Genomic DNA, 25,818 nt, shown 5'->3' on the forward strand with positions numbered 1-25,818 from the left:
GAAAAAATGACGAATATTAATATTTCTAAAAAAGTAGCTTATTTTATTGCGATAGCAATTATTCTAATTGTCGCATATGTTTTTATTATCCCGAATGATAGTGAAGCTGCTATATCAGTTAATACCGAAAAAGAGGTCTTTTCTGCTCGTGCGGATTATCCAGTCATCGATACAGTAAACCAATTAGATGAAAATGCTGACTTAATTGTATCAGGAAAATACACAGGTAATAGAGAAGCTTTCTTTCAAACAGATGATCAAGGCGAAATTGTTATTCGGGCTAGTAAGTCTGAATTTGAGGTAAACCAGGTTTATAAGGGGAATCTTACAAATGGTATTATTACTGTGGCTGAACCTGCTTATGAAGATGAAGAGGCCGTTTATACAATTGAAGGATATAACTTAATGGATATCTATGATGATTATGTCCTTTTCCTTGGAGAATCGGATACTGGGGCTTACCGAATTGTAGGAATGTATCAAGGTCAGTATCAAATTGATTCTGACCTTAGTACACAGAGCTTTGGCAACAAGGGTCCAGAGACAGTTTACTTTGAGAACGATCAACTGGACCATTATTCTTCCTTAAAGGAACAAGTATTTGACTTTTTGTTGGAAGCAAAAGAAGATTCTAACTTGACTGAATAGCCTAGTTTGAAAGTAGGTAATGGTTCCTTAAAGAAAGAGAGGCTGGAATAAAATCCAGCCTCTTTTTCATGAGTTTAAAAATCAAACACTAACTGATCTTGAATAAAAGTCTCACTATTTTTCATCTTTATCCGTACAGGTGTTGTTTTGTATTGGATGATATCTATCTTTAATGTTTTCTCTGTTTTAGAAACGGAAATCCCTTGAATATGATCCATACCTATAGATTTCTTATCTTCCACTTTTCTCGGTATTTCTGGTTCAAAATCAGACACGCCACATAATCGTTTAGTCTCTGCTGTTAAGATTTTGAATGCTTCATTAATGGCTGCAGGATAATCTTCTTCGGAAACAACGTTCAGTTTTTCATCAATATCTTTCTCAGCTGCACTTTTCCAAGTCTCCGTAAGTTCCGCTGCAGATAGATTGTTCGCTAAATCCCGTGTTAGTCCGGATTCATTGTCCGTTGCGAATTTTGCGATCTTATCCGAACGTTCAATTCTACCTTCTACTAATAAAGCAGCAATTCTTTTCTTCATCAGATGCTCGAATTGTTTCATCTGATGCGTATTTTTAGCGACATAAAATCGTACTGTACATTCCTTGGTTTGGCCTATTCTCCACGCTCTACGTCCGGCTTGCCGAACGGCATTTATATCATCATTTAGCTGCCAGAACATAAGGTTAGGCCACAATAGCAAATCTAAGCCAACTTGGACTAACGCTGCATTCATGATCAGCACCTTAGTCCCTTGTTGCTTTTGTTCCTCTAACCAATCGAACCTGCCCATACTTGTTGTAGTGGACTTGTCCAGGATGGTAGCGTCGATGTTCACCTCTGAAAGGATCTTTTGTATTCGCTCATTGGTCTTATATTTGTTCGTGAAGTTGGTAAAGATAATACATCCTCGATCATTAGCCAGCTCTTTCCGGATATCCTCTACCAATTTCTGTTCGACTGCAGTTGTATAACTTTCATCAAACACTTTAGGGGAAACTCGTGAGAGTAGTTTTCCTTTATCATCAGTAAACTCAACAGTACAATCATGGCTTGGTTGTGCAGCATAATTCAAAACAGCAGAAGCGTAGTAAGACCAAGCCTTACTTCCTAAATCAGACTGCATTTTCATACATGTATCGTACAATTCCTGTTCAAATTCACGGTATGCTTGACCATGTTCATCTTCCAGATCGACAATTACAGGTTCTTCTCTTAAACTCACCAAAGGTAATCCTAAATCAGAAAGCTCAACGAATACTGACTTATGAAGTAGGTGCTTCGCGACCAATTGAGGGGCGATGCCCGGTTTCTCTTTTAGAGAGACCTTTTCAGCACGACGATTCGTCGTACGGCCGGCATTTCCATCATTCACATCATGGTAAGTCACTTTTTCAAGAACGCCGTATTTTTGGGCCCATAGCTCTTTAGATGTGGAGTGTTCGAAACCCTCGTTAATAAGGGATTGAGGATCTGATCGCCACAACGTAGATTGAATAGATGATGAAATTCCGCTGGTTAGTGTTCCGGTGAGAAACATTGCTTTGCTACAGCTTTTTAATAGTTTGTGAAAAGAAAGTCCCCGCCCACTATTTGAAGCCTTCATTTGTTGGATCTCATCAAATATACCTAGCTTGAAATGGCCCTTCAGGTGTTTTTGGAAGATTTCTGCAATCATCCAGCGAACCTTGTTTCGGTCCTCTCCCCGACTTTTTAATGCTGGCCGGGCTAATGTACAATTTTTCTTGATCTTGTGTTTTTTTGGTTCCTGATCATCTTTGATTGAAGGGGACTTGCATTCACATTGGAGTTGTCTTATGAAGGAAGTATATCTGTTGACATAACTGCGTGGTAATCCAGCAGGTGTAATTGTTTTATCTAAGCGTGCTTCGTTTAATTCCTCAATTGTTGGTGGGTACTTCGGATATTCAACAATATCTTTCCACGAAGCAACAATGCCAGCTTCAGCATCTTTTGGTTTAGGGGATTTAATTGGTTGATAACAATCTGGACAACGCCAATTTTGTGTTCTATGGTTCCAGATCGCGCTACAGATAAATTTATTAGCGGTAAGCTTCATTCGATCCGTTGAGACTAGCACAAATTCAATGGTACCGGATGGGACTTTGCTTTCTTTACTCTTGACTTTGCGTACGTAATCAAGAGCATCTTCAGTCGAGTTAATAACCCGTATCCGTGTATGATGTTCGCCTAACACCTTAGGGATCTCTTCTCCTGCCCATTTCGGTATCGTTATTGACGGAGCAGTAATTAAAACAGAAATTCCCGAATGACTCCCCCGACTATGTTGTTCTTGCGATAAAACGTAAGATGCCGTTAAGGACATCTGCGTCTTACCACACCCCATGTCAGCATTTAAGAAGGCGGAGTATCCCTCTTTCAAAATCGTTAGGATCCCCATTACTGCTCTTGCTTGTGCAGGAAGACAGATGCGATTGGTCATGCCGATATACTTCGTGTATGTCTGTCCATTATATAGTGGCTTTAAGTACATCTCCATTTTGGTAGAGAGAATTTCGGCATTTTTCCGGAGATAGTCTTCAGTTGTCATTCCGTCATCAAATACCACATTTGAGGTCGTATTGGTCGAAGAGAAAACATTGAGGGTACCATCAATGATAGCCTGGTCAATACAAGATAAGACCTCCTCTTCCTTCATCGTATTAATTTGAATGGTGGTAATCGTTTCTTCCACATCATCAAGATCCGTTTGAATTGTTTTTATGGTAGTCCATTTATCCTTTGGAATAAGCGAAAGGTATAAATCTGCCCAATCACGAGTTTTTGGTAAGTTGAATTTTTGAGCAATGAATTGACCTGCAAGTTCATTGATGTTTCCTCGAGACATTAATATTCTTGGTGGATGAGCCTTATTGTTAGCGTCCGCCTCCAAACAAGCTTCATTGTATTCTTGGACAATGGCCACTCTTGGAAGTAAAAAGGTATGACACACCTTGCTATGAACTTCTTCGATCCTTCTATAATTTCGTGTACTTTTGTAGAATTTCACCTCACCAGAGAAGAAATTGGTTACCATAACCTCTTTTTGTTCGTAAAACAAAGCATGAATCGCGCGGCAAGCACTTAAGCTGCCGGCAAGGGAAATCCCAACTAAAGTTGAGTCATCTTCATTGAGTAGAATCATTTTGACAAAGGCCTCAAATACTTTGCCTTCCTTTTCTGTTCTAATAATGCGTAAATCCTTTGTTATATAGAGTAGAAATGCCTCAAATTCGCTTGATTCGGGCCTATCCATGCTACCAGAAAACATTTCATATAATGAAGACACCGTATGAGGACCAATAGAATACTGTTGAATAGATTCCCACCCTTTACGGGAGGGATTACTATAGTATTCTTTGATACTGGCAATCATCGGTCTGCTCATTTGTTTTAATGAAGGATTCATTTCAATTAAACTCTCGTTTTTTTCTAAGATGGATGTTGTCATAAGTTGCGATAGCTCTTAATTTGAGGCTATCTTTCCTCTCTTTCAATTATGGATTTTAATTATTTTAGGTCGATATGTCCATTTGGAGTGAACACGCGAATTATTGACTTTCTTGTATAACTTTCTATCGTTTTAGATGTTCTTGTTTCCGGATCGTATTCGGTCCTTTTACTAAGGTGGGATTCATCTTTAGCAACCAACAGTAGCGATAGGTAAGAGCCACCCACATCAAACGCCTTAGCGATCATGTTTGGGTGCTCTTTTCCCCCGCTTCACACCGGACGTGCGACTTTCACCGCATCCGGCGTTCCATCAAAGTAATCCCACATTATCAGTTCAACTTTTCCCTAAATGAGAGAATTGATTTCCAAATCTTTGTTCCAAATTCGGAGTAATCTAGCTTGCTGTGTATCATGCTATGACATTTCATATGCATTGTAGCTAGGTTTCCCACCTTGTTTACTAGATCGCTTGGCAGCATTTTATTGATGTGATGAAAATGCAGGTCATATCGATGCACTTCTTTACGACAGATTCTACATTTTCCTTTGTCTCTGTTGAAGGCGTACGCTCTATTTAGATAATATTCGAATGTATACAGCCTGCCGTTGATGCCAGTGGCTATAAGCATCGAGAGATGTTCACTAAGTGTGTCATCTGCTCGAGCTTTTAATGGTTTCTTGGCGGTACGATTTGAATATATCTGCCTTCCCTCCGGGGTGTATGGTGTTTCACTAGGTTTCTTCAACATAGCTTTATTCCATTTGGAAAAACCTATTGAAGTAACCCCTACTTTTAATCCCTTATATTCAATAGCAGCAATGTGCTCCGTATAGGATTCATGGATCGATATCAGATTGTTAACCTGATTAGCCCGGGTCCATTTACCACCGAATTTCAATAGAGACTTGTATGAAGCGTACTTTAGACGTTCCTTAAAGATAGAGAGAGATATATTAATCCATGTGGCAGCCTGATAGTAGTTTATAAGGCCACGAATCTTGTTGTTAACTAGGTTAATATCATGGATCAAGAACTCCATTGATGAGGCTGCCCTGAGATGTTTAATATCTCGGTGTATCTCCTTTACTTTCGTGGCGATACGGTCCCTATCTGGCTTTGTCCTGGTTATATAACCGGTACGCGATCTACCCTTCGTTACTTTGTACTCAAATCCTAGAAATCGAATAGTTTTCCTTTTAATATTGGTTATTTTGGTCTTTTCCTCTGATAATTCAAGTTTGAGATTGCCCTTAAGGAATTTGCAGATCCGGTATTTCCACTTTTCTGCGTTCCTTTTAGAATTGGTGATCAAGACCCAGTCGTCTGCATAGCGAATCAGATAAGCCGGCTTCAAATTGCTGCTCTCTCTAAGAGCCACCGTCTTTTTTCGATTACGATATACTTTCTGCGTCTTCTTATTCTCCCATTCACGCGTGACCCATTGGTCGAAGGAATTGAGATAGACATTAGCAAGAAGAGGTGAGATTATCCCACCTTGCGGTGCGCCTAAATCGTTAGTTCCGGTCTCTCCAATTACTCCCGCTTGCAACATAGTCTTAATAATCATCAAAACTCTTCGATCGTGAATTCCCATCCCCCAAAGTTTCCTAAGTAGGATCGAATGATTCACCCTTTCAAAGAATTTGCTGATATCTCCCTCGATGATCCAGTGATGCCCAGTTTTATGGACTACATCTGTTACCCTGGCTAGTGCCATATGAGCATCACGCATGGGGCGGAAACCGTAAGAGTGCTGGAAGAATTGAGGTTCCAAAATTGGGTCTAAGACCAATCTAACGCATTCTTGAATTATGCGGTCGATCACGGAGGGAATTCCTAATTGCCGTTTCTCTGTCTTCCCAGGTTTGTTGATTGACACTCTTCGGAGTGGTCTTGGACGGTAGTTCGAAAAAGCTTCTTTTACTCTACCGAGAACCAAATTGAAATCTCTCTGAAGGATATCTTCTTTCATTGTCTCTTTGTCACTACCTGGTGTTTGGCTACCCTTGTTGCTTTTGATGTTATGGATAGCAGTTAGGATTACTGAATCAGAAGAAATGATCTCTAACAAACCTTTAAAGGATGGGCTTCTTCGATATTCGTAGGATGCTGCCGAGATATTAAACATGGTGTCTTGTATTAATCGGAGCTCGGATTCTGTTTTAGGTGAGTCGAATTTTTGAGCCAATGCAACCACCTCCTCTCTACAGAATGAAGGGTCGTTGCTTGGGTATAGTCAGGTGTGCACAACGGCATCCTCGACAAGTTGAATGTTAATGTGGATTACATTGACTATGCCCCTTCGCCTTGTACTGGGCTTTCCCCAGCTCGGACTACTACGGGCTGCCGCCACTCAGATTAAACGTTCATTTCCTAACGTTTAATGGCATCGGGTTTTATCCCCCTTGGCATCCATTTCTGAGCTTCAATTGTTCCCTATATCCTAGCCTTACATTTTGCCTTAGCTGCCCTCTTTGACCCGCCAACCGTCTTTTTGTCCATTACTGGAGGACGAAAGACATTCAGCCATTATGGGCTGAATACAGAGGTCGAAAACCACTAATTCCGTCTCCACGATTGGACCTCTTAATGAGGCGATCACCTTCTAATTCAGTAACCTTGGGCTATCGAGCCGTACTAACGAGGGTTCCTATGGTATGTCAGCATAGCAAGTTTGTGGCCTCCCGGCATTTTTTTAACCATCACAGGTGTATTTGCCGTCTTCACCGAGCTTCACACATTTGATTGATAAATCTCAAATGCATGTCGGAGTATTAGAGCTGAATCGCCAGTATTCGATCCGGACAGGAACCTCCCCTGTCTAATTGGGTATAGAGTTAGATAGAAAACGTCAAAGGTGACTGACGTTACTTATCCCCTAGTTTTGTTGCGCCTTTCAGCACAGGTTGTCTAGGAACAATTCGCACAGTGGTCTCCCATATGTTCAGGAAGAGCTCCGGATTGGATTGCTTGAACCTGGTGAGTGATCTTAAGTGGCATTGCTGGATTCTGAATATGATCGTTTTGTAGACGTACATCATCTACTAAGGAGAAAATCTTATCTAAGAATCGAATTTCCTTACTTGAGTTTTTTACATCATCAATCGTTACAATAGTCGATGCAAATATAGTTGTGGGTTTGACTTGAGGAGGTACCACATAGCAGACATCGTCCTCGGTATCTAATGGTTCTAGACACTCTGGACCGCGATATGAAATGTCAGTTAAGTATTCTATGAGGTGTTCTTTGTTGGTGGAGTTTTTTTGATGGTTTTTCTGGGAGCCACGTAGATATCCAAATACAATCACTTGCTTAAAGTCATAGTAGTTGTCGTCTGTAAAACGATACACTTTTATATCCTCGAGTCTGGAAACAATGATCTTGGACAGCTCCGCTAATGTATACTGTGGCACATTTAAAATAACAAGTGCTGATGTAGAAAGCGTGTTATTAGATTGGGTAAGATCTTTAAAAAACCGATACTCACTTCTCTCATTCTTTAACTGCATAAATGGAGGGTTTAGATACATTAATGAAAATGTATCATGACTGATGCGTGTATCTTCGTATCCACACTGCAGCAGATGGTCAACATTCCTTTTAGCTTCATAAGCTCGAGTTTTTTCAATCTCAATCCCATAAGATTCAACCATGTCTTGGTTTGAGAAGTGGTTTTTAATTTGAAGTAATGCTGTGCCGGTACCGGCACACGGATCAAATATAGAAAACGGATAATCGTGTTCTTGTTTTACACGCCTTAAAATTAGTTCTATTTCTTTTGTAGGGGTAGATAGCGATAGGTAAGGCTTTGATATGATCTCCACCTTTTCCCCCGCTCAAAACCCAGCATGCAAGTTTCCCCGCACTGGGCTTGCCATCGTTCGAGTAATCTCATTTAGATTCAGAAATAAAGTTCAGACGTTTTATTTCTGTTCAACAAGTCGATTTAGGAAATATTGTACTTTCTTTTTGATTTTCGGGTTAATTGGAACTTTATATCCATGAATATAGTTAGTATGACAATCACCACACATCCATGCTAGATTGCTAACTTTATTGACCTCTCCTAAATGCAAATTGGGGACAATATGGTGACATTCCATACGGTTATGCCATAAGCTATCTCCACAAACTCTGCATTTGCCTTTATCCCTGTTAAACGCATACTCCCTATTCATGTAGAACTCAAAGTTGTACTTTCTATCCTTGTTGAACTTAATTCGTTCAGCGATATCAAAGTTGTATAAGGGAGGTCTTGCAAGTGGACTAATTTTCCTTGTTTTAGAAGCATATACTTTCCTACCTTTTGGCGAATAAGGTGTCATTTCAGGATCGAAAGGCCTACACCAATTTGAAGGAGTAATCTTCACTTTGGTAATACCGACTCTCATTCCATTTCTAGCACTTACAATAGCCCAAGATTCCATTGTGAAGTTACTATGTCTATTAGGTCTATTAGTGAGCTCATTTAATGGGATTAAGAACTTACGATAATTGGATTTGAACGTCTTTTTCCAAGTAAAGTAGCATCTATTATGAATGACGTTATCAATTCTATTGAAAGTCTTCTTGCACAGTCCTTTGCTCCAATATTCGCCAATACCTACTATCTTTGCATTGATATTTTCAATATGAGCCATTTTGTTATCAATACCTTGTATGGTAGGTAACATAGCGATCTCTTTTGAGATATTACGAATTTGGTCTTTGACTTTATCAGGGTTTGGATAGATCTTGGCGACAAGATGATTCAAATAAACTTTCCTACCATTGATTGGGAGTGGTGGTTCGGCTTTTATACAAAATCCTAGAAACTTCATTGGACTCTGTCTTATGTCCGTAATAACCGTCTTCTCCTCCGATAATTCCAATTTAAACTTACTTCTGAATAGACTCCTTAACCATTTCAGCCTTCGTTTTGCTTGATGTTCTGTTTTGCAGAATATAACCCAGTCATCTGCATAACGTACTAAGTATATTTGAGGAAACCCCAAACTCCTTAAACTACGGTGCGCATTGCCTCTACCAGAATATTGATCTGAATTAAAGGGTTTTTCATAAGCAGTTTCAATGGTTTTATCAAAAGTATGAAGGTAAGCATTTGCTAGCAATGGGGATAAGATACCCCCTTGCGGAGTACCAATAGATGATTTTGAAAATGTAGAACCATCTATAATGCCTGCCTTCAACATCGACTTGATAATCGAAATAACTCTTTTGTCTGTTATCCCTAATTTCCACAGTTTCTTTAACAGCAGTCTGTGATTGATATTGTCAAAGTATCCCTTAAAGTCGCCTTCAATGCAGTAGTACATCTTCCATTTCACAATGTTGTGTATTCTACCTAAAGCATGACCGACTTCTCTATAAGGGCGAAATCCGTAGCTATGCTTGAAGAATTTTGCTTCTAAAATCGGCTCAAGAATGATTCTGAAACTTTCTTGGATAATCCTATCTAAAACAGTAGGAATCCCTAATGGTCTCATTTTTCCTGAATTGCCTTTAGGAATATATGTCCGTTTAACAGGTAATGGTTTATACGATTTTATCTTCCTTTGGATTAATTGAATCAACTCCTCATAATCCATTTGAAGAAAATCGTTTATGGTTTTATGGTCAATTCCTTTAGTTTTGGAGCCTTTGTTAGCTTTAATATTATGAATAGCGGTAACAATGACTTCCTTATTCATGATCAGTTCTAACAACCCTGTAAGAGCTTTGTTGTGAAGGCTCATTTCATAAAGCTTATCAAGTACATTTTTCAAATCGAATTCACTATTTATTGAGAGAGTGTCTGCCCTCATTGAATCACCTCCAATGAGTTTGTTCGTTATCCCAAATTGGGTAATCAGCTCTCCCTTTTTCGAAATGTTGAACTCAAACGACTAGTCCCCTTCGCTCCACAGGCATTACCTTGTTTCATCACTACTACGAGACCGCTGCCATTGCATAGTTTCATAGGTTGTTGTACCTCCATCTATACAACTTCTCACGTTCCCTAACTACTATCCTTAATTTCAACCCTTAGGCTACTACTCTACCCCGAAGGATATACCTCCAATTTGAATCCACAAGTTATATTAGAGGTTCATGAGATATTTCAATTTCATGAAGTTAATGCAATCTACCAGTACATTAACCCTTCCTTAATACCCTCTTTAACCGTTTCGAGGGGGGAGTTTACGAGGCTTACGTAGTTTCGTTTACCTAGCCATAGGTTGAGGATGCCCGCACCATATATCCCCTATTAATCGGTAGGGTATTCAGGTTCCGACTTCACCTAGCTTTGTACCTCGAATTAACAACATAATTCAACGCACATAGGAGTATTAGCACAATGTCGCTTAAGTGGATTCGACAAAGACAAGGAACTGCCCCTTGTATTTCATAGTTAGAGTTGTTGTTACATAATGTAACCCCCACATTTCCTAGAAAAATCTAGTTATAGTGGAACGTGACGCACGATAAAATCCTCCCTTTGATTCACTACCAAGTCTGGCCATTGTAAATCCTCCTCTGATTGTAGGTTGTTGAACATTAAAAGAAAGAGCCCACTTAGTTGTGGACTCTCATTTGAATTTTTAGAATTCACCTCCAGGCCGTAGTAAACCAACAACCTTTATTTGTTTGAAGGTACTTGGATAATCTGTCCTGGATGGATTGTTGCATTGATATTATTGATAGATTGAATGATGGACACAGCTTGTCTTGGATCACCATTGTAATAACGCTGGCTGATGTCGTACAACGTATCACCACTCTCAACAACGTAACTTACGTACTCTGTGTCTATTTGATTGACATCAGTGAATACATTGATGCCAAAAATCGAGATACAGACAATAGAGACAGAAGTCATCCAAACTTTTGTCCTACGGAGAGAACGTTTAAGTTTTAAACAAGTTTCTTCGAGCCCCTCCAGGAGTTTAACCATTGTAAGTGCGAATAGACGAACTGTTCTTCTTTTCATTTTCAATATGCCCCCTTTTGGAATAAAAAAAGGCAGTGTCCTGTTTTAGACACTGCCAAATTTATAAAAAAAGAGAAGTCTTCTGCCTAATGGGACAGAGCGACTTCTCTTAATATCAATAGATGAATTTGATGTTTTTAAGAAAGCGTGGTATTTCAATTAATGGTTAGCTAGCAAAGGATTACTCATTTATGAAGTAATACCAAGCCTAACCGTAACGTATTCACAGGCCATGCTGCTTACGTCCACTCAGAGAATCTATACTTTAAAATGAAAAGTATATCCCGAACCAATTCCTCATAGTTATCTTCATCTATTAGAAGTTCATAACGTGCACGAATTGAGTTTATCTGAGAAAAGAAATGATTTATGCCGCTATTGTATCATCATTTTTCAGTTAACTTCAAGCACATCATTGTTTACATATTGAATTTAATTGGCCTTCTTAGCTACACCAACGATTCCTGATCTTAATAAAAATTGATCTTATGAAACATTTGGATCGGAACTACTTAGTAGAGAACGACAAGACTTTATTACCTACATGAGTCTGGACTTGTCCCCCGCTTCGTGCTATAGAGAATAAAGACCAATATGCTTTTTTCTGATCTTTAACCAGGTAGTTTTGAATATCTTGAGGAATAACAGGGTACCCATAAGACTTAATACTGCTTGAACTGTAAGGCATGGAAGAAGTCAATCTGTTGTAGTGCCAGTCCATTTGATTACCCCAATTAGATACAGTCTCAGACGGTTTATCCCTTAGAAATGGCATCGGTTACCCCCTCTTCGCTCCAACGACCCAGTACACTTGATGGAAAAACTATGCCTTCCTTGGGTTCATTAGTGGATACACGAGAGAGTAACACCGCAAATTCTTCTTTAGTTACAGGTGCATTGGGTTTGAATGTACCATCTGCATACCCTTTAAAATAACCTTTTGACACTGCAGATTGAATGGCATTTGTTGCCCAGTGAGTAGAAGACACATCCTTAAACGATGAGTCTGCACTTACATTATGTACTCCTAAAGCTATACTCATAAATAAAGCGGCTGAAATTATTCTTTTAATAAGTTTCATATTATCTCCTTCTATGTATATATGTATTTTCTTTATTGAATTGCCTTCTATATTATCGGTATACAAACAGTGATTTTATAGGAATTTAAAAAAGCCACTCGCTATAGCAAGCAGCATTTTTTAAAAAACTAATTCAACAGATACTTAGAGATTGTCTTCCCAGCAACAGTTACATATAAATTGAAGTCTTCTTTTAAGTGAAATTTTGTTTTATACGGAACAAATTCAGGAACCGTGATTTGACTAATTTGTTTTAGATCCGTTCCATTTAGGATAGTTAGCTTTGTGTTCTCAACGATCAATATTTTGTTGTCGCTAGTTGTGTCAACATCAATGATTTTGTTGAATTTTAATTTCTTCAGAACTTTCCCTTTTTTATCATACAACGAAATGGTGAAATTTTTCCAATCTATAATCATTAGTTTGTTTTCCACGAATTTCAGTTCTTCGAAACCGTTAGATGGGAAGGACCAGATCTCCTTTCCATTCGTTCCTCGAGCACCAAAACCACTGTACTTTTTCCCATCGAAGGTATTGTAATAAACTGTGCCATCTTTATCAATATATTCGGCTGCTTTATTTCCGCTACGCTCATATTTGAATTTCAAATTCAATTGATCATCATATAATGTGTCATAGAATTTGTTTTTGATGGTGCTAGTTGTGACTAGAAATCCATTCTCGTAGCGATATATATGTTCTTTTATTTGTTTTTTCTTTAATAGCTTCCCATTTTTATCAAGCTTATAAACCATAAAATTATATGACGATACCCTGGAGGTTACTAATACATTTCCGTCTCTAGTTATGTACACATTGTTCAGATCATTAAGTTTTTCACTAAATGTCTTACTCCATAATTTCTTGCCCGACTTGTCATATGCGTAAAGTTGCGTCACTTTCTTATTATTTACTTTCGACGATAGCACTGTATAATAATTTCCGTTTTTATTGTCAATGGCATTATCCCCAGTAAAATGTTGAACTTCGCCTCTATTTTTTATCAAATTCTTCTTAGAACCGTTGCTATCATGAATAAACTGTACTCCATTTGAATCAATTATATATACAGTAGCCCCTGACTTTTCTAAATCCGGGCTAGAGTATTTATATTCACTTGACCATTCGGGATCAGGCAGTGTTGCATAAGATTTCGCTGAAGTGGTATTCGTAAATAGCAAACTAACAATTAGTGCGCTAACTATAAGCTTCATTTTCTTCATAATGATCTCCTTCTATGTATCTAGATTTTCTTTTTAACCTTAGCCTAAAAATTATAGGTAATTTTAGGTCTGCAGTTTTTAATTATCCTTAGTAGATAAGTTGATTTCAAGCATTACTTAATTTTATTGTTATCATACGAAAGCCACTTACTTTCGTAAGCAAATAGCTTATATACAACATTTAGTCAACTAATAGCTATTCAGTATACAAATCAAGCCCATTAGCGCCACCAAATCCCACTCTGAATCCACCAGACTTTTCAATAAAATAATATCCCCAGTAACTGGTTTCTATATTTGCAGGTATTAACTCACTAAACTTTTCAGTAGACATTGGTAGATGAGGGTATCCATATAGATCCTGCCCTTTTGTTTGATACATATAAGTCCAAGTATAGAAGTTTTGAGTATAAGTCCATTGCTCAGCCCAGTTTTTTATAGCTACTTTTGGAGTCGCTTTGAATAAAGTAAACAACAAAAAATCATCTTTATTTTGACCAACTTTAGTTCTGTTGTCTTCTTCAGTCACAAACATTTTATAATACAAGGATTCTTTCTTGAGTGGGTCAACTACAATTAGATTTTCTAAAGTAAAAGTACCATTTTTTCTTACAAAATCATGTATTTTACCTCTTGTATTTGCAAAGTCCATTACCGTACCATAAGTTTGTTTTCTTGCTTTAATTCCCATTGTGTACATATTGCTTCCTGTCAAACCGATTTCTCTCATTTCCTTTAATTGTCCGTAATCCTCTGGTTGTTTATCCTGCACCTGTTCGTAACGTAACAGGATAGCTGCTACCTCTGCTCTTGTAGTCGTTTTATTGGGATTAAACTTCCCATCGCTATATCCATTCATTAAGCCTGTCCCTAATGCAACACTGATAACTCCATAATCTTTCTCACTTAGTCCACCTTTATAAAATTCTGCCACTGGAACAATTGTATTCATTGTATCTGATACAGCAATTGAATAGTCTCCATCTTTAACCTGTAATCCAGATACCATCCACCTAACCATTTCAACCCTTGTTATTTCTTGTTGTGGTTTAAATCCATTCACAGCGTATGTATTACCATTTACAAAACCTTTGGCAACTGCTTCAGTAACTCCTGTTTCACTCCATCTACCAGTCACGTCTTTCAATTCTACACTAGAATTAACTTGATCGTTGCTAGATACACGAGCCATTAATACAGCAAACTCTTCTCTTGAAACGGGTGCGTTAGGTTTGAATGTACCGTCACTATACCCTTTAAAGTAACCTTTCGACACTGCAGATTGAATGGCATTATTTGCCCAATGAGACGGAGGTACATCTTTAAAAGATGCTTCTGCACTTGCGTTATGTACGCCTAAAGCTAAACTCATAAACAAAGCTGCTGTAACTATCTTTTTAATGTGTTTCATGAAATCTCCTTCTATGTATCGGTATTTTAACCTGACGAATTGCTTTATATATTATCGGCGTACAAACAGTAATTTTCAAGTCAATTAAAGCATTCGCGAGATAGATGATTGTTTTTCAAAGCATAACTTCACGGACTAAACATCCAAATGCAATCTTACTAATAAACTTCATTCTCCCATTTAAGAATACAAATAGAAAGTGGAAGCGAATGAACGCTTCCACACGATGTTACAAGGCAAACAGTTTTACAGTGTATTTAATTGTAGCTGGAGTTCCGTTAGTGTTATTAACACCAGAGATCTCTACTACATATTCGTCTCCTGCTTTTGGGGCATCGAACAATTTATCTTCATCCCGGTAAGGGAAAGAGATAACTGGTCCAGAACCGTATCCAGCAGGGTGGAGGTAGAAACCTTCTGTCTTATCAGGAGTCAACTTAAATACAGAACCATCAGTTTTGTTTGTAACTGTACCACTTAGTTTGTAGTAATCAGGAGTTTGGTACTTATCAGGGTTTAGGGATACACTAAACATCATGTTAAGTTCCATAGATTGAATAGGGAAGTATCCTTTAGAAGGCCAGGAAATATAATCATAATTAGCTTTTACAGGTTGACTCTCATCAAATACTTGCATTAAAGACATACTAGTTTTATTTGCAGTAGAACCTTCTGGGTAGTCACTACCATACCCGAATCCTACTTTGTACAACTTAGGATTCAGAACCCACTTTCTGTGACCGAGGTCTGCAACACCAGCATCATTTACCATAGATTTTACTGTTTCTGAAAGTTCTACGGGTGTAGCTCCTTCTGTTCTCATGTGAATGTTACTAGACTTTGTTGATGCAAAACCCTTTTTGTAAACATCCTCAGACATATCTGAAGGCTTGGATGGAGCATGACTAAACTCATTTGCTGCTTGCAACAACATGGCTCCATATGCTGCTTGTTCATTAAGTTGATCATCTAATACCAATATAGGAAGATCAGCCATCTCACGGATAAAGTTAGCAGACTTAAGTCCGTCTTGCAAGAAGCCATCACTCAACTTACCAGCTTTATATGGAGCAGAGTAGGAAGGTTGCTCAGAGTATCTGTTACCTTTAAATGTCGGTGCATATTTATTATACAATGCTGTAACACTTGCCATTGTAGTTCCTTCAATTTCTTTATCTTGTGCAATAAATACTTGTCTTTCAGACTCAACCCAAGCTACATGCATTCCCATAGCTTCACTTACATAGCGCAAGGGGATTAAAGTATTACCTTCTACCAGTTGAGGGGGTACAGAAGCTTCAGAGACTTTACCATTTACTTTACCTGACTTACTGCCGATAGTTAGTTCAATAGTTGTTGAATCCTTAACAGCCTCAACTTTCTTTGTTTTTGCATCCCAAGTTACTTTAGCTCCTAGAACTTCAAAGATAGCTCGCATAGGAACCAGGGTTGTTCCACTCTTAATTACTGGATCTGTAGGTAGATCAAGAATTTTACCATCAAGATTGACTTCAATAGGCATCCATTCACCACGCTCTGCGCTTACTTGTAGGTTAAAGGGAGCTACAAATAAAGTTGCGGCTAACGCGGACCCAACCAACGCTTTACTTATCTTAACCATATGTACTCCTCCAAATATTGAATCAACTGTTTTTTGTATTCCTCTCTAATCCATAGCTTTAAACTATACTCTCACTCTTCTTCTCCTTCTACTTCTTCTCCTTCTACTTCTTCTTTGCCCCCTATCTCTATTTGGTTTCCACTCAAAATGTCTTCTATTCCTTTGAGTTTAGCAAGTTCGGCATCCATTTCAGCTTTCAAAGCAGCTAGTTCTTCATCACTTTTTGCATTTTCAATACGTGCACGAAAATCCTTATCCATAATTGTTCCTCCTTAGTGATTTTGTTGCTTTTTTACTTGCGGGTTTCACAATTGCTCAATTATATACCAACTTTGAAACAAAAAAACCGATTTTTAGCTGGAATTAATTAAAGCCTACTATATTATCGGTTCATTCGAATTTATTTTATAGAAGGTAAAAAGGATCGTAAGCATTTCTGCAGTGCCCCCCCTCAATGTGATTATCTATAATTAAGTCCTTATTCAAATCATTCCAATGAGTTTATTGGAGCGTAAGATCGACTTTATCCTCTATTTTGATAAAAAAGAGCCACTTTGCTTTTGCAAGTCGCTCATTTTTGCATGTATATTAAAACCGGTAGTACAGCAATACGTATCACTATAACCTAGGAGTTGAAAAAGATAGAGTTTTATCACCCACTTTAACTTGGATCATACCATCAGTTTTCCCTATTGAAGCAAACGCCCAGTAAGTAAAAGTTTTCCCTTTTACAAGTTGGGTTTTAATATCTCGAACTAGATAAGGATAACCGTAGGATTTCATACTATCAGAAGTGTAAGGCATGGACGCAGTTAGTCTACTGTGATGCCAGTCCAGTTGATTTCCCCAATCTTCTACCGTTACAGAAGGCGTTGTTGTCACCAAGGTGAACAACATGAGACTGCCAGTGCTCCCTTTAGCATTAGCACTAAAATTACTTCCCACAAACATTTTGTAATATAGAGAGTCTTTCTTTGCAGGATCCACTACAATCATTCTATCGATAGACATGGTCCCTTTGTTGTATTTCATGGAGTGCTCCATCCCACGTATATTTGCTATGTCATCAGGTTTCCCGGCATTGCTCCCACTGAAAGTGATTCCCATAAGTTCAGCGTTAGTTGCTTTGAGACCTACTTCAACCAATTCCAAAAGTTGACTGTATTCTTTTGCTTCCTTCTCTTGTATCTTTTCCAGACGTAAAAGAATCGAAGCTACTTCCGCACGTGTTGTGGTCTGATCCGGACCGAAACTACCATTGGTGAAACCAGTCATCAGACCGGTACCTAAAGCCACGGATACATCACCATAATCTTTCTTGTTAAGGCCGCCTTTGTAGTACTCTGCCACGGGGACTACAGTGTCCATAGTCGCTTCAGCAGCTTCAGCATAACTTGAACTTGTCTCACTTAAGCCGTTAACCATCCATCGGACCATCTGAATCCGAGTTATTCTTTCCTGTGGAACTGCAATCTCATTGCTTGAAACAAATCCTTTAGAAATGGCATCAGTTACCCCCTCTTCACTCCAACGTCCCAGTACACTAGATGGAAAAGCTATGCCTTCCTTGGTTTCGTTAGTGGATACACGTGAGAGCAACACCGCAAATTCTTCTTTTGTCACAGGTGCATTGGGCTTGAACGTACCATCTGAGTAGCCTTTGAAATAACCTTTAGACACTGCAGATTGTATGGCATTGGTTGCCCAGTGAGTCGATGATACATCTTTGAATGATGAATCTGCACTTACACTATGTACTCCTAAAGCTATACTCATAAATAAAGCAGTTGTAACTATCTTTTTTAGGTGTTTCATGAAATCTCCTTCTATCTATACTATTTTTTATTGAATTTCTTTCTATATTATCGGTTTATAAACATTAATTTTCAAGGCAAAGTGATTTATTGAACTATCCCGCAGCTTGAAGATTTTCCTAGATGCATACACCATTTAACCTACCAGAAGATCCTGAAGGAAAATGCTTATATATGCTCGAATACGTTGTATTTAGGTATAATTTGTAATCTTGAGCAGAGAAAGAAGGGAATATGTAATGAATTACAAGCTAATTGCAATCAAGATAGGGAGTGTGTTTACCTCGAGTTCAACAGGTAAAGAGATAGACAGAATAGGTAATGGAGTTTTTGGTTTTGAAAGAGATAGTTTTCCTATGGAATCAATTACATCGAGCAGAGCTAAATTAATTTATGAGTGGATTATGACTCTCGCAAAAGTAAGTATGGATAATGAATCTAGAGATAAATTGTTAATCAAATTTTGCAAGGAATTAGCTACTACTGATGAAACAGAAAAGGAAGTAGTCAAGATCTTGTCGGAAAACGGTCTTTCATATAATTTAGTCAACAAGGATGAAATACAAACATTCTATAATAGAGATTTTCATCCTGAAGTAGTAAAGCACTGCAGAGAGTTTTTTATACAGGGTAACTATTTTCATGCCGTTTTTGAAGCAACTAAAGCTTACAACTATGCAATAAAAGATAAGTCTAAGAGTCAAAGAGACGGGTCTAGTCTGATGATGGATGTTTTAGATGCTAAAAACGGAGTTTTAAAGATCACAAAATGTTCGACAGAATCGGAAGTTAATACTCAAAACGGTATTAAATTTCTATCTTCAGGACTCATGCAGGCTATTAGAAATCCAACAGCTCACGAGCCTAAAATAACATGGCCAGTGAATAAGCAGGATTGTTTAGATATTCTAAGCTTTGTTTCTTATTTATTCAGGCAATTGGATAAAGCAGTATATGTAAATATGACGCCAGAAATTTAGATCTTAACTTTAATATCATAATGAAGTAGGTGAAACTTTGAAGATAAAGTACATTTTTGTACTATGTAATTTAATTGGTTTTCTAGTTTATATGATGATCAAATATATGATTTACGAGGGCTATGCTATCACTGTACCCTTTACTTTTGCAGCTATATCCTCTTCTCTTCTCTGTGTAATCCTATTAATTCAAAGTGAATTACGAGCTATAGATAATGATTATCTACAAAAAGTTACGAATTATAGGCCTCAGACTATAGATGAACTAATTGAAGAAAAAGAAACATGGGGCTGGGAGAAATATAGAATTGATAACTATATAGCTGCTTTAAAGGCAAATGGTGATATACGAGCTGGGCTATACTATGATTCCCAACCTACAAAAAATGAATTAGGTAGCACGCAAATCATTGGGATTTTAGGAATAACTATATATCTTGCATTTGTGCCTATATGTGTGTTAGCGGCATTGGATCGCCTCTTTTATATTTTTTAATCTATATCTGTAACTACATCAATGAAGAAAGTGAAGATATTTTCGAGAAACAGTAGTCATAAACCGAACATACAAAAAGAAGGCAGCCAATCCTCTGATTAGCTGCCTGTGCTTCAATACTATAGATCCTCTTCGTTATATTTCCACTGCATCTCAAAAAAAAAAGTATAGTCACTATATCCATCGTTGCCGGACATTATTGGTCCATTATATAAAATCCCTGTATCTAAGAGAGTTAGTGTTCCTTTTCCGGAAGTGTATTCATATTCTCCCTCAGAACCAGTTTTAGAAGACATTTTTATTGTAGCCTGCCCCTTGCCCTGGTTATCAAAGATTACCTTCCCGGCTGTGCCTGCATGTACTCCAAGGTAATTATATTTGTCATTGATGTAAAATGAATATCCATTATTCTCTTTCTCTAGAGTTAATGATATCAGCATATTATCAGCATCGGCTGGTGTTAAAAATCTGTCCCAATTACCTACATATGTTTCGGGGTTGCTGAGATCAAGATTTGTATTGGAGAGATGTTCTATTACTTTACTACTGATCCAACCGGTTTCATCTGATTTTGTTTTAATTGGGTACCAAATTCTTCCGTCAGCACCATCTATTATAGGCCCGCCTGTCGGGTATAAGCGGTCATCTTTTTGTACAATGGATACAGATTCACTCTCAATAGACGGTTCCTTTCGGATGTTTGACTTCATCATAACTTGTAGTGAACTAATTTGATTATCATTCTGATTGAAATTCTGACCATCGGATGGAGCAACGACAACACTACTAACCCACCCTATGGTCCCTTGCTTGTTTTTGATGTTATACCAGATTCGGTTATCACTTGGGTCAAAATATTTCTGATGAAGGTATTCTAGATCTTGATCTTTCTTCCCTATAGCAATTGATTGAGATTTTATATCAGGAGATTTACGTAAATTAATTGTATCTGATATAACTCTCCAGTAATCAACCTTTTTCTCGATACTGGACTCTTCCACTTCTTGTACTCCATTTTCTGTTTTTTCTGTTTCGACTGATTCTTGCTTTGTTTCTTCGTTCTCGATTTCACTTTCACTTAAAGCTACTTTACTAACCGGTGGATTAGCATTCTCTTTCTCCAAAATGTCAGCATCACTAGTAGCAGGTGATTTATTGCAACCGCAAAGTAAAATAAATAATACAGAAATAATAAGGATTTTTTTCACAAGGTTAGCCCGCTTTCTTCTAATTTAATTTGTATTACAAGAAAAAACTAACAGCATGGCATACATACAAAATAACACATGCTGGAGACGCAGTATGTATACTTAAACTTAAGGTATATACTATATATCGGCAGTATCTTGTACCTCTTTAATGTTAAGTAGTGGTATATACCTACTCGATATATTACCGCTCTAAAGGTATTCAAAGGAGCCCTTCTGGTGCGTTTAAAACAAAAAAAGGATAGATATTCACTAATAAGCGAATATCTATCCTCTCTTTAATTGTTATTGAAGTTTGCAAGCAATGACGCGGTTGGGAATCCTGTGATTTGTGTAGATCCGTCTGCTGAAATAAGAATTTCGACATCACGAGAAACAAAATCAGCGTGGGAGTATTTGTTGCTAATGAAATGTAACGTTTGATTATCACTCCCATGTAGTCCCAGGAAAGAAGCAGCTGTTGAATCAAAACGGCCATCGATCAGAACATCGATGTTGACCAAGATATCATTGCCGTATTTCAGATTGCGAATCTCATTCATATAGAACCCGCTAAATACAACGATCGTATACCCCAGTCCCTTTAGTCTTGTGGTTAGTTCAAGCAAAGCTTTCGGTTGAAGAAAAGGCTCTCCCCCACTTATTGTGATATCACTTACTGTATCCGGTATCGAACAGATGATCTCGGATAACGACATACTCACTCCCCCATCAAGGGAATGAGTTGTAGGGTTAAAACAACCTGGACATTGAAACTTGCACCCTTGAAAATGGATGACCGTTCTAACTCCAGGTCCATTCACTTCGGAGAAAGGAGTTATTTCATGAATCTTTATCATCATCTTAAGGTACGGCCTCCTCTTGTTGCTGACTTGCTTTTGGTGCGACTTGAAGCAAGTTTATACTCACTCTTGAATGATCGCTCCGAAACCTTACCAAGGCCCTTTTCGTAAGGTTCAGTTGCAGCTTCGCAACCGTCCCCGTTATATCCGATAGCTTCGATCGTTAACTCACCATCTGGACTGATTAATATGATTACTTCCTTCATATATACTCTCCTCTTTAATTAGCTTTGTTGAATTCTCATTTTGATAGCGCCGTTAGGCAGCTTTTGTTTAATGATGGTATGGCCCTGGCTTTGAGCAACCATAACGGCGACTGCAATCTGATACTCCTGCAGTAACCTACCGGCATTCTTACCAATTTCCTTTTCAACGTGTCCTCCCCACCAATCGGTACGAAGTTCATATTTCTTTTCGACTTTAATGACACCCACGTCATAGGGACCTTTTAACTGAATAACGTAATCCGCGTGAAATTCTTGGGCCTTACTGTACGCCCGAACAATCCCACCTTTAACAAAAGTCAGTTTTAACTCTTTGACTGCACGCTCAAGCGCAGGAATGTTTGTAATGATCGTTTCGATACGGGATGTGTGTGACATGTGAATTCCTCCAATATGTTTAGATTATGAATGTGTTAGATTATGAGAGCCTTCTGGCGGGTCTACTTGTTGACTCAACTTTTCTACGTTGTGGCTTTTTAGTCACCGGTGCTGATGCACTACGAGCGTATTGATTAGCCCATTCCCGCATAGCACTGATTTCATTTTGTCGTTGGGTGGACAGTGGAATTGTTTGATCTGCAGCCGATATAAGATGTTCAGTGAGAAGTTCACTTTTTTCGAAAAATGCTAAGGCAATACCATCTACAATGACTTGTTCAAGTTCAGCACCTACAAATCCGTCTGTGACCAGGGAAACACTGTCCAAGTCGAAGTCCAGGGCAGTACGTCCGCGTTTCTCGAGATGGATACTTATAATCTCTTTCCTTTCATTCGGGTCAGGAAGATCGAACCAGAATATCTCATCAAACCTTCCCTTCCGTAGCAATTCTGGAGGTAGATTGGTAATGTTATTGCCCGTGGCCAATACAAATACATCTTGTTCTTTCTCTTGCATCCAGGTAAGTAATTCTCCAAATACACGAGAGGTTACACCAGAGGAATCGTTCCCTATACCAGAGAGCGCCTTCTCAATCTCATCGATCCATAGAATACAGGGGCTCATGGCTTCAGAAGTTCGCAGCGCGGTCTGCATGTTGGCTTCGGATTCTCCAACATACGAACCAAATACTTTTCCGATATTGAATCGTAAGATGGGTAATTCCCACAGATTTCCCAATGCGCGGGCTGACGCGGACTTTCCGCCACCAGATACTCCACAGAGTAGAACGCCTTTAGGTGACTGTACACCAAACTCCTTGGCTTCCTCGGAAAAGGCTTCCTTTCGAATGGCTCCCCATTTTTTAAACTCACTAGCTCCCCCGATATCGGATATTTTATTGCTAGGGGGGATGAATTCTAAAATACCAGTCTTCTTAATGATGCTGGCCTTCTCTTGTTGAATAGTTTTTACCGCTTCTGCAGCAAATTCCCGGTGCTTGGTCCAGGCTAATGCGTAGACATTTTCAGCTTCCGTCACAGTTAATCCTAAGGAATTCTTTAGAATCAGAGATCTATATTCCGCATTAATCTTGACATTTTGTGGTTTGGTAAGCCGGTCTAAGATTTCACCGTACTCACCAATAGTTAAAGGACTAAATGTTGTAACAGCGATTTCCTTCTCAACTTCTGGAGGGATCACCGTTTTAGGGCTGACAAAAACGATGTAATTTGTAGCAGCCACGCATCCCTTAATCGAATCCTTAAGTAGTTGAAGAATATATGGATTGTCCATGTAATGGTGGAAGTTTTTAAGGACGTAAATTCTGTTAAACACGTCCTCTTCATTGATAAATTCCAATGCCTCTTGTGGGGTAGTCTTGGTTGTTCCAGAAGCATCTTCGGATATAAATTGTGATGAGTCTTGTTCTTCAGATTGAATCGGTTCACTGCCTTCTTCAACGAAGTCTTCGGTATCTTCAAAGGATTCTTTAATGTGGTCCACAAAGCCATTAGTACAGGACCAAACTTTCATGGATAGATGAGGATCATTAGCAACGATATCGGATAGAGAATCAAGACATCTTTGTTCCTCGAATGTATTGATCCAAATAGCCGGGTAGCATGCATGGATATAATTTTCAATAGTTTTAGTTTCACTCATTTTTGAACACTCCTCAGTTTTTTTGATTTTTATAAAAAAGAAAAGAGATCTTACCCCTTTTCTGGGATAAAGATCTCAGTGTGAAAACTATAGTTAGTCAAATAAGGATAATTGACGTGTGCCACGACTTCGAGGCTTTCGTTTGGATTTTAGTGATGAAACGGCGTGAAGCATACGTTTCATATCAGTAATGGATGAGTTCATCTCTTGTAGATCGCTAGTAAGTAGGCCTTGATAATCTTGAATGACATCAAACGAAAGGTTGGTCTCATTCACAATACTTGAGATTTCAGAAGGTGTTAAACTCTCTCGATTCTCATAAGCATTTCTTAAATTTGTTAAAGCCGAATTCAACTGACTCACTGTGGCTGTACGGACCAGGTCCATTGTATCTTTGGTTTTAATGAGAGGAATCATATATGCTGAGCTACACTCCAGAAGATTTACAAATCTGACGAAGGCACGCAATGTTTCCTCATGTTTTATAGGGATAAAGTAAACGCCCCCAGATGTCTTTACCATTACCGGCGACATATTTTTAATAGACGATATACACATGTGACGTACTGCAGAATCGTCATGGGTAGTTTGGTATTGTACAAATAACTCTTGTACCCTATCCACCAACGGTTTAATATCCGGATTGATAATATCTGAATGTAATAGACGGATATCTCTCTCGAAAGTGATGACGGCCTCGTTTGTGTTATACTGCAATTTTTCGTCTTGTTGGGGATCAATTACCTCCCTTACAATGCTCCGGACAATGCGTTCAGAGTCATTAACAATTTCACGTACGAGAATTCTCTCAGATCTCTTACCATCCTCCGCTGCTTGTTTGCTTTCTATCGCTTTGGTGGATCTTCGGAATGCATCGGGGATCCTTATTTGGCCAGGCAACAAGTCTTCATCAATTCCCGACACTCTAACGTGTGACTCTAATACGTTTCGGTCAATTAGTTTTAATCCGATAGAGTACCATACTAGGTAACCCATCAGCTCCACATTATCTTTGTCTTCCATTCCAACTGCAGTAATTTCCTGTGCCATTTCCAGCGACATTTTTCTCATGTTTATCGATCCCTTCAAGGTTAGTTATTATGGATATGGAATGAGAAGTCCAATTGTTCATAATGGACTGGCTTCATTCTGGTTGGTAAGATGATTTTTATTTGTGACTGCACCTCGGCTGATGAGTAAGGAGTAGCTTTTACTTGTGATTGTCGGAATTCATTGAAAAAATCAAGCGGAATTGTTTTAATCAAGTCTGCAGATCCATCTTCATTTAAACGTAAATATCGAACAGATTTTGTGCGCAAACTTGCGATCCACTCAACTCCACATTCCGAACAGTACCACTGCCTACCACCTCGATAGAAGCAGTTCCCATGGACGATGTGTTCAACGTTGAATGGACAACACCGGACAGAAAGAATTCTTGGTTGTAATGAATCTATATTGATACTGCCTTGGTAGTTGCCATGAATCCTAGAAGATTCTTGTTTCTTTCTCGGCATTACAGGCATCTCCTTTGAATAAAAAAGGGAAACCCTTCAATGAAGAAGGATTTCCCTTTTGATATTTTGGTAAATTCATTCACAAGTATGATTCTTAGAATCAATGAACCTGAATTAGAATGGCAATATTGAAGAACGCATACTGTGTAATTCCCCAATACTCCTTGTTCTAATTGAGTTTTTATTGGTTACACACCGTCCCTGTGTAAACCGTGAATTCACTTTTCTAAAATTACCACAAATACGTCTAGAAATCAAATGTTTAAA

At 38.4% G+C, this 25,818-nt stretch carries 21 protein-coding genes; 3 read left to right on the forward strand and 18 right to left on the reverse strand.

The genetic code is table 11. The features are described 5' to 3' along the window. Positions 1 to 6 precede the first annotated feature (6 nt). Positions 7 to 648: a hypothetical protein gene (locus HP552_RS10945; protein WP_175395518.1), complete on the forward strand. Its 642-nt coding sequence runs from the start codon at positions 7 to 9 to the stop codon at positions 646 to 648. Positions 649 to 722: 74 nt separating this feature from the next. On the opposite strand, the gene HP552_RS10950 is transcribed toward HP552_RS10945, so the two are convergent. The 11 genes from HP552_RS10950 to HP552_RS11000 all read right to left on the reverse strand — a co-directional run bounded on the left by HP552_RS10950 (position 723) and on the right by HP552_RS11000 (position 18,244). Beyond that, on the reverse strand, positions 723 to 4,118 hold the full coding sequence (locus HP552_RS10950; protein ID WP_175395519.1) for a DEAD/DEAH box helicase family protein: 3,396 nt from the start codon (positions 4,116 to 4,118) through the stop codon (positions 723 to 725). Between the two features lie 331 nt (positions 4,119 to 4,449). After that, positions 4,450 to 6,309: a group II intron reverse transcriptase/maturase gene (ltrA, locus tag HP552_RS10955; RefSeq protein WP_175395520.1), complete on the reverse strand. Its 1,860-nt coding sequence runs from the start codon at positions 6,307 to 6,309 to the stop codon at positions 4,450 to 4,452. 722 nt (positions 6,310 to 7,031) lie between these two features. Beyond that, on the reverse strand, positions 7,032 to 7,946 hold the full coding sequence (locus HP552_RS10960; protein ID WP_175395521.1) for a DUF6094 domain-containing protein: 915 nt from the start codon (positions 7,944 to 7,946) through the stop codon (positions 7,032 to 7,034). Positions 7,947 to 8,045: 99 nt separating this feature from the next. Then, positions 8,046 to 9,926 (reverse strand): group II intron reverse transcriptase/maturase, encoded by a 1,881-nt coding sequence (gene ltrA / locus HP552_RS10965; RefSeq protein WP_076153227.1) that lies wholly within the window; start codon positions 9,924 to 9,926, stop codon positions 8,046 to 8,048. Positions 9,927 to 10,741: 815 nt separating this feature from the next. Continuing rightward, positions 10,742 to 11,092, reverse strand: coding sequence for a LysM peptidoglycan-binding domain-containing protein (locus HP552_RS10970; protein ID WP_175395522.1), 351 nt, complete (start codon positions 11,090 to 11,092; stop codon positions 10,742 to 10,744). A gap of 755 nt (positions 11,093 to 11,847) precedes the next feature. Then, the gene (locus HP552_RS10975; protein ID WP_175395523.1) at positions 11,848 to 12,174 is read right to left on the reverse strand and encodes an S-layer homology domain-containing protein; all 327 of its coding nucleotides are present in this window, start codon (positions 12,172 to 12,174) and stop codon (positions 11,848 to 11,850) included. A gap of 128 nt (positions 12,175 to 12,302) precedes the next feature. Continuing rightward, on the reverse strand, positions 12,303 to 13,397 hold the full coding sequence (locus tag HP552_RS10980; protein WP_175395524.1) for an NHL repeat-containing protein: 1,095 nt from the start codon (positions 13,395 to 13,397) through the stop codon (positions 12,303 to 12,305). Positions 13,398 to 13,593: 196 nt separating this feature from the next. Further along, a complete protein-coding gene (locus HP552_RS10985; RefSeq protein WP_175395525.1) occupies positions 13,594 to 14,808 on the reverse strand; it encodes an S-layer homology domain-containing protein in 1,215 nt (404 codons plus the stop codon). A gap of 229 nt (positions 14,809 to 15,037) precedes the next feature. Then, positions 15,038 to 16,429, reverse strand: coding sequence for a stalk domain-containing protein (locus tag HP552_RS10990; protein ID WP_175395526.1), 1,392 nt, complete (start codon positions 16,427 to 16,429; stop codon positions 15,038 to 15,040). Between the two features lie 71 nt (positions 16,430 to 16,500). Beyond that, a complete protein-coding gene (locus tag HP552_RS10995; protein ID WP_175395527.1) occupies positions 16,501 to 16,689 on the reverse strand; it encodes a hypothetical protein in 189 nt (62 codons plus the stop codon). Between the two features lie 358 nt (positions 16,690 to 17,047). Further along, positions 17,048 to 18,244, reverse strand: coding sequence for an S-layer homology domain-containing protein (locus HP552_RS11000; RefSeq protein ID WP_175395528.1), 1,197 nt, complete (start codon positions 18,242 to 18,244; stop codon positions 17,048 to 17,050). A 238-nt stretch (positions 18,245 to 18,482) separates the two neighbouring features. Between HP552_RS11000 and HP552_RS11005 the strand changes: the two genes are divergently transcribed. Continuing rightward, entirely contained in the window at positions 18,483 to 19,223 is a 741-nt protein-coding gene (locus HP552_RS11005) for a TIGR02391 family protein (protein WP_175395529.1), read from the forward strand. Positions 19,224 to 19,329: 106 nt separating this feature from the next. After that, complete coding sequence (locus HP552_RS11010) at positions 19,330 to 19,719, forward strand: hypothetical protein (RefSeq protein ID WP_175395530.1); 390 nt, start codon at positions 19,330 to 19,332, stop codon at positions 19,717 to 19,719. Between the two features lie 119 nt (positions 19,720 to 19,838). Here HP552_RS11010 and HP552_RS11015 read toward each other — a convergent pair whose 3' ends face one another. The 7 genes from HP552_RS11015 to HP552_RS11045 form a co-directional block, all read right to left on the reverse strand. Continuing rightward, a complete protein-coding gene (locus HP552_RS11015; protein ID WP_175395531.1) occupies positions 19,839 to 20,927 on the reverse strand; it encodes an SH3 domain-containing protein in 1,089 nt (362 codons plus the stop codon). 278 nt (positions 20,928 to 21,205) lie between these two features. After that, positions 21,206 to 21,769, reverse strand: coding sequence for a 4Fe-4S single cluster domain-containing protein (locus HP552_RS11020; protein ID WP_312884278.1), 564 nt, complete (start codon positions 21,767 to 21,769; stop codon positions 21,206 to 21,208). Further along, a complete protein-coding gene (locus HP552_RS11025) occupies positions 21,766 to 21,975 on the reverse strand; it encodes a DUF2997 domain-containing protein (RefSeq protein WP_175395532.1) in 210 nt (69 codons plus the stop codon). The genes HP552_RS11020 and HP552_RS11025 overlap by 4 nt, the downstream gene beginning before the upstream one ends. Before the next feature lie 18 nt (positions 21,976 to 21,993). Continuing rightward, positions 21,994 to 22,371, reverse strand: a complete 378-nt coding sequence (locus HP552_RS11030; RefSeq protein ID WP_175395533.1) for a DUF1257 domain-containing protein — start codon at positions 22,369 to 22,371, stop codon at positions 21,994 to 21,996. Between the two features lie 40 nt (positions 22,372 to 22,411). Then, a complete protein-coding gene (locus tag HP552_RS11035) occupies positions 22,412 to 24,034 on the reverse strand; it encodes a Ycf46 family AAA ATPase (protein WP_175395534.1) in 1,623 nt (540 codons plus the stop codon). A gap of 93 nt (positions 24,035 to 24,127) precedes the next feature. Next, positions 24,128 to 25,105, reverse strand: a complete 978-nt coding sequence (locus tag HP552_RS11040) for a DUF6744 family protein (protein ID WP_175395535.1) — start codon at positions 25,103 to 25,105, stop codon at positions 24,128 to 24,130. Positions 25,106 to 25,125: 20 nt separating this feature from the next. Continuing rightward, positions 25,126 to 25,551, reverse strand: a complete 426-nt coding sequence (locus HP552_RS11045; protein ID WP_175395536.1) for a hypothetical protein — start codon at positions 25,549 to 25,551, stop codon at positions 25,126 to 25,128. Positions 25,552 to 25,818 lie beyond the last annotated feature (267 nt).

The organism is Paenibacillus xylanilyticus, assembly GCF_013359935.1.
GTDB lineage: Bacteria > Bacillota > Bacilli > Paenibacillales > Paenibacillaceae > Paenibacillus > Paenibacillus xylanilyticus.

Excerpts from the sequence above, each read along its gene's own strand:
- HP552_RS10945 (WP_175395518.1), top strand. The coding sequence starts at position 7 with ATGACGAATATTAATATTTCTAAAAAAGTAGCTTATTTTATTGCGATA.
- HP552_RS10950 (WP_175395519.1), bottom strand. The coding sequence starts at position 4,118 with ATGACAACATCCATCTTAGAAAAAAACGAGAGTTTAATTGAAATGAAT.
- ltrA (WP_076153227.1), bottom strand. The coding sequence starts at position 9,926 with ATGAGGGCAGACACTCTCTCAATAAATAGTGAATTCGATTTGAAAAAT.
- HP552_RS10970 (WP_175395522.1), bottom strand. The coding sequence starts at position 11,092 with ATGAAAAGAAGAACAGTTCGTCTATTCGCACTTACAATGGTTAAACTC.
- HP552_RS10975 (WP_175395523.1), bottom strand. The coding sequence starts at position 12,174 with ATGAAACTTATTAAAAGAATAATTTCAGCCGCTTTATTTATGAGTATA.
- HP552_RS10980 (WP_175395524.1), bottom strand. The coding sequence starts at position 13,397 with ATGAAGAAAATGAAGCTTATAGTTAGCGCACTAATTGTTAGTTTGCTA.
- HP552_RS10985 (WP_175395525.1), bottom strand. The coding sequence starts at position 14,808 with ATGAAACACATTAAAAAGATAGTTACAGCAGCTTTGTTTATGAGTTTA.
- HP552_RS10990 (WP_175395526.1), bottom strand. The coding sequence starts at position 16,429 with ATGGTTAAGATAAGTAAAGCGTTGGTTGGGTCCGCGTTAGCCGCAACT.
- HP552_RS10995 (WP_175395527.1), bottom strand. The coding sequence starts at position 16,689 with ATGGATAAGGATTTTCGTGCACGTATTGAAAATGCAAAAAGTGATGAA.
- HP552_RS11000 (WP_175395528.1), bottom strand. The coding sequence starts at position 18,244 with ATGAAACACCTAAAAAAGATAGTTACAACTGCTTTATTTATGAGTATA.
- HP552_RS11005 (WP_175395529.1), top strand. The coding sequence starts at position 18,483 with ATGAATTACAAGCTAATTGCAATCAAGATAGGGAGTGTGTTTACCTCG.
- HP552_RS11010 (WP_175395530.1), top strand. The coding sequence starts at position 19,330 with ATGATTTACGAGGGCTATGCTATCACTGTACCCTTTACTTTTGCAGCT.
- HP552_RS11020 (WP_312884278.1), bottom strand. The coding sequence starts at position 21,769 with ATGATGATAAAGATTCATGAAATAACTCCTTTCTCCGAAGTGAATGGA.
- HP552_RS11025 (WP_175395532.1), bottom strand. The coding sequence starts at position 21,975 with ATGAAGGAAGTAATCATATTAATCAGTCCAGATGGTGAGTTAACGATC.
- HP552_RS11030 (WP_175395533.1), bottom strand. The coding sequence starts at position 22,371 with ATGTCACACACATCCCGTATCGAAACGATCATTACAAACATTCCTGCG.
- HP552_RS11035 (WP_175395534.1), bottom strand. The coding sequence starts at position 24,034 with ATGAGTGAAACTAAAACTATTGAAAATTATATCCATGCATGCTACCCG.
- HP552_RS11040 (WP_175395535.1), bottom strand. The coding sequence starts at position 25,105 with ATGAGAAAAATGTCGCTGGAAATGGCACAGGAAATTACTGCAGTTGGA.
- HP552_RS11045 (WP_175395536.1), bottom strand. The coding sequence starts at position 25,551 with ATGCCGAGAAAGAAACAAGAATCTTCTAGGATTCATGGCAACTACCAA.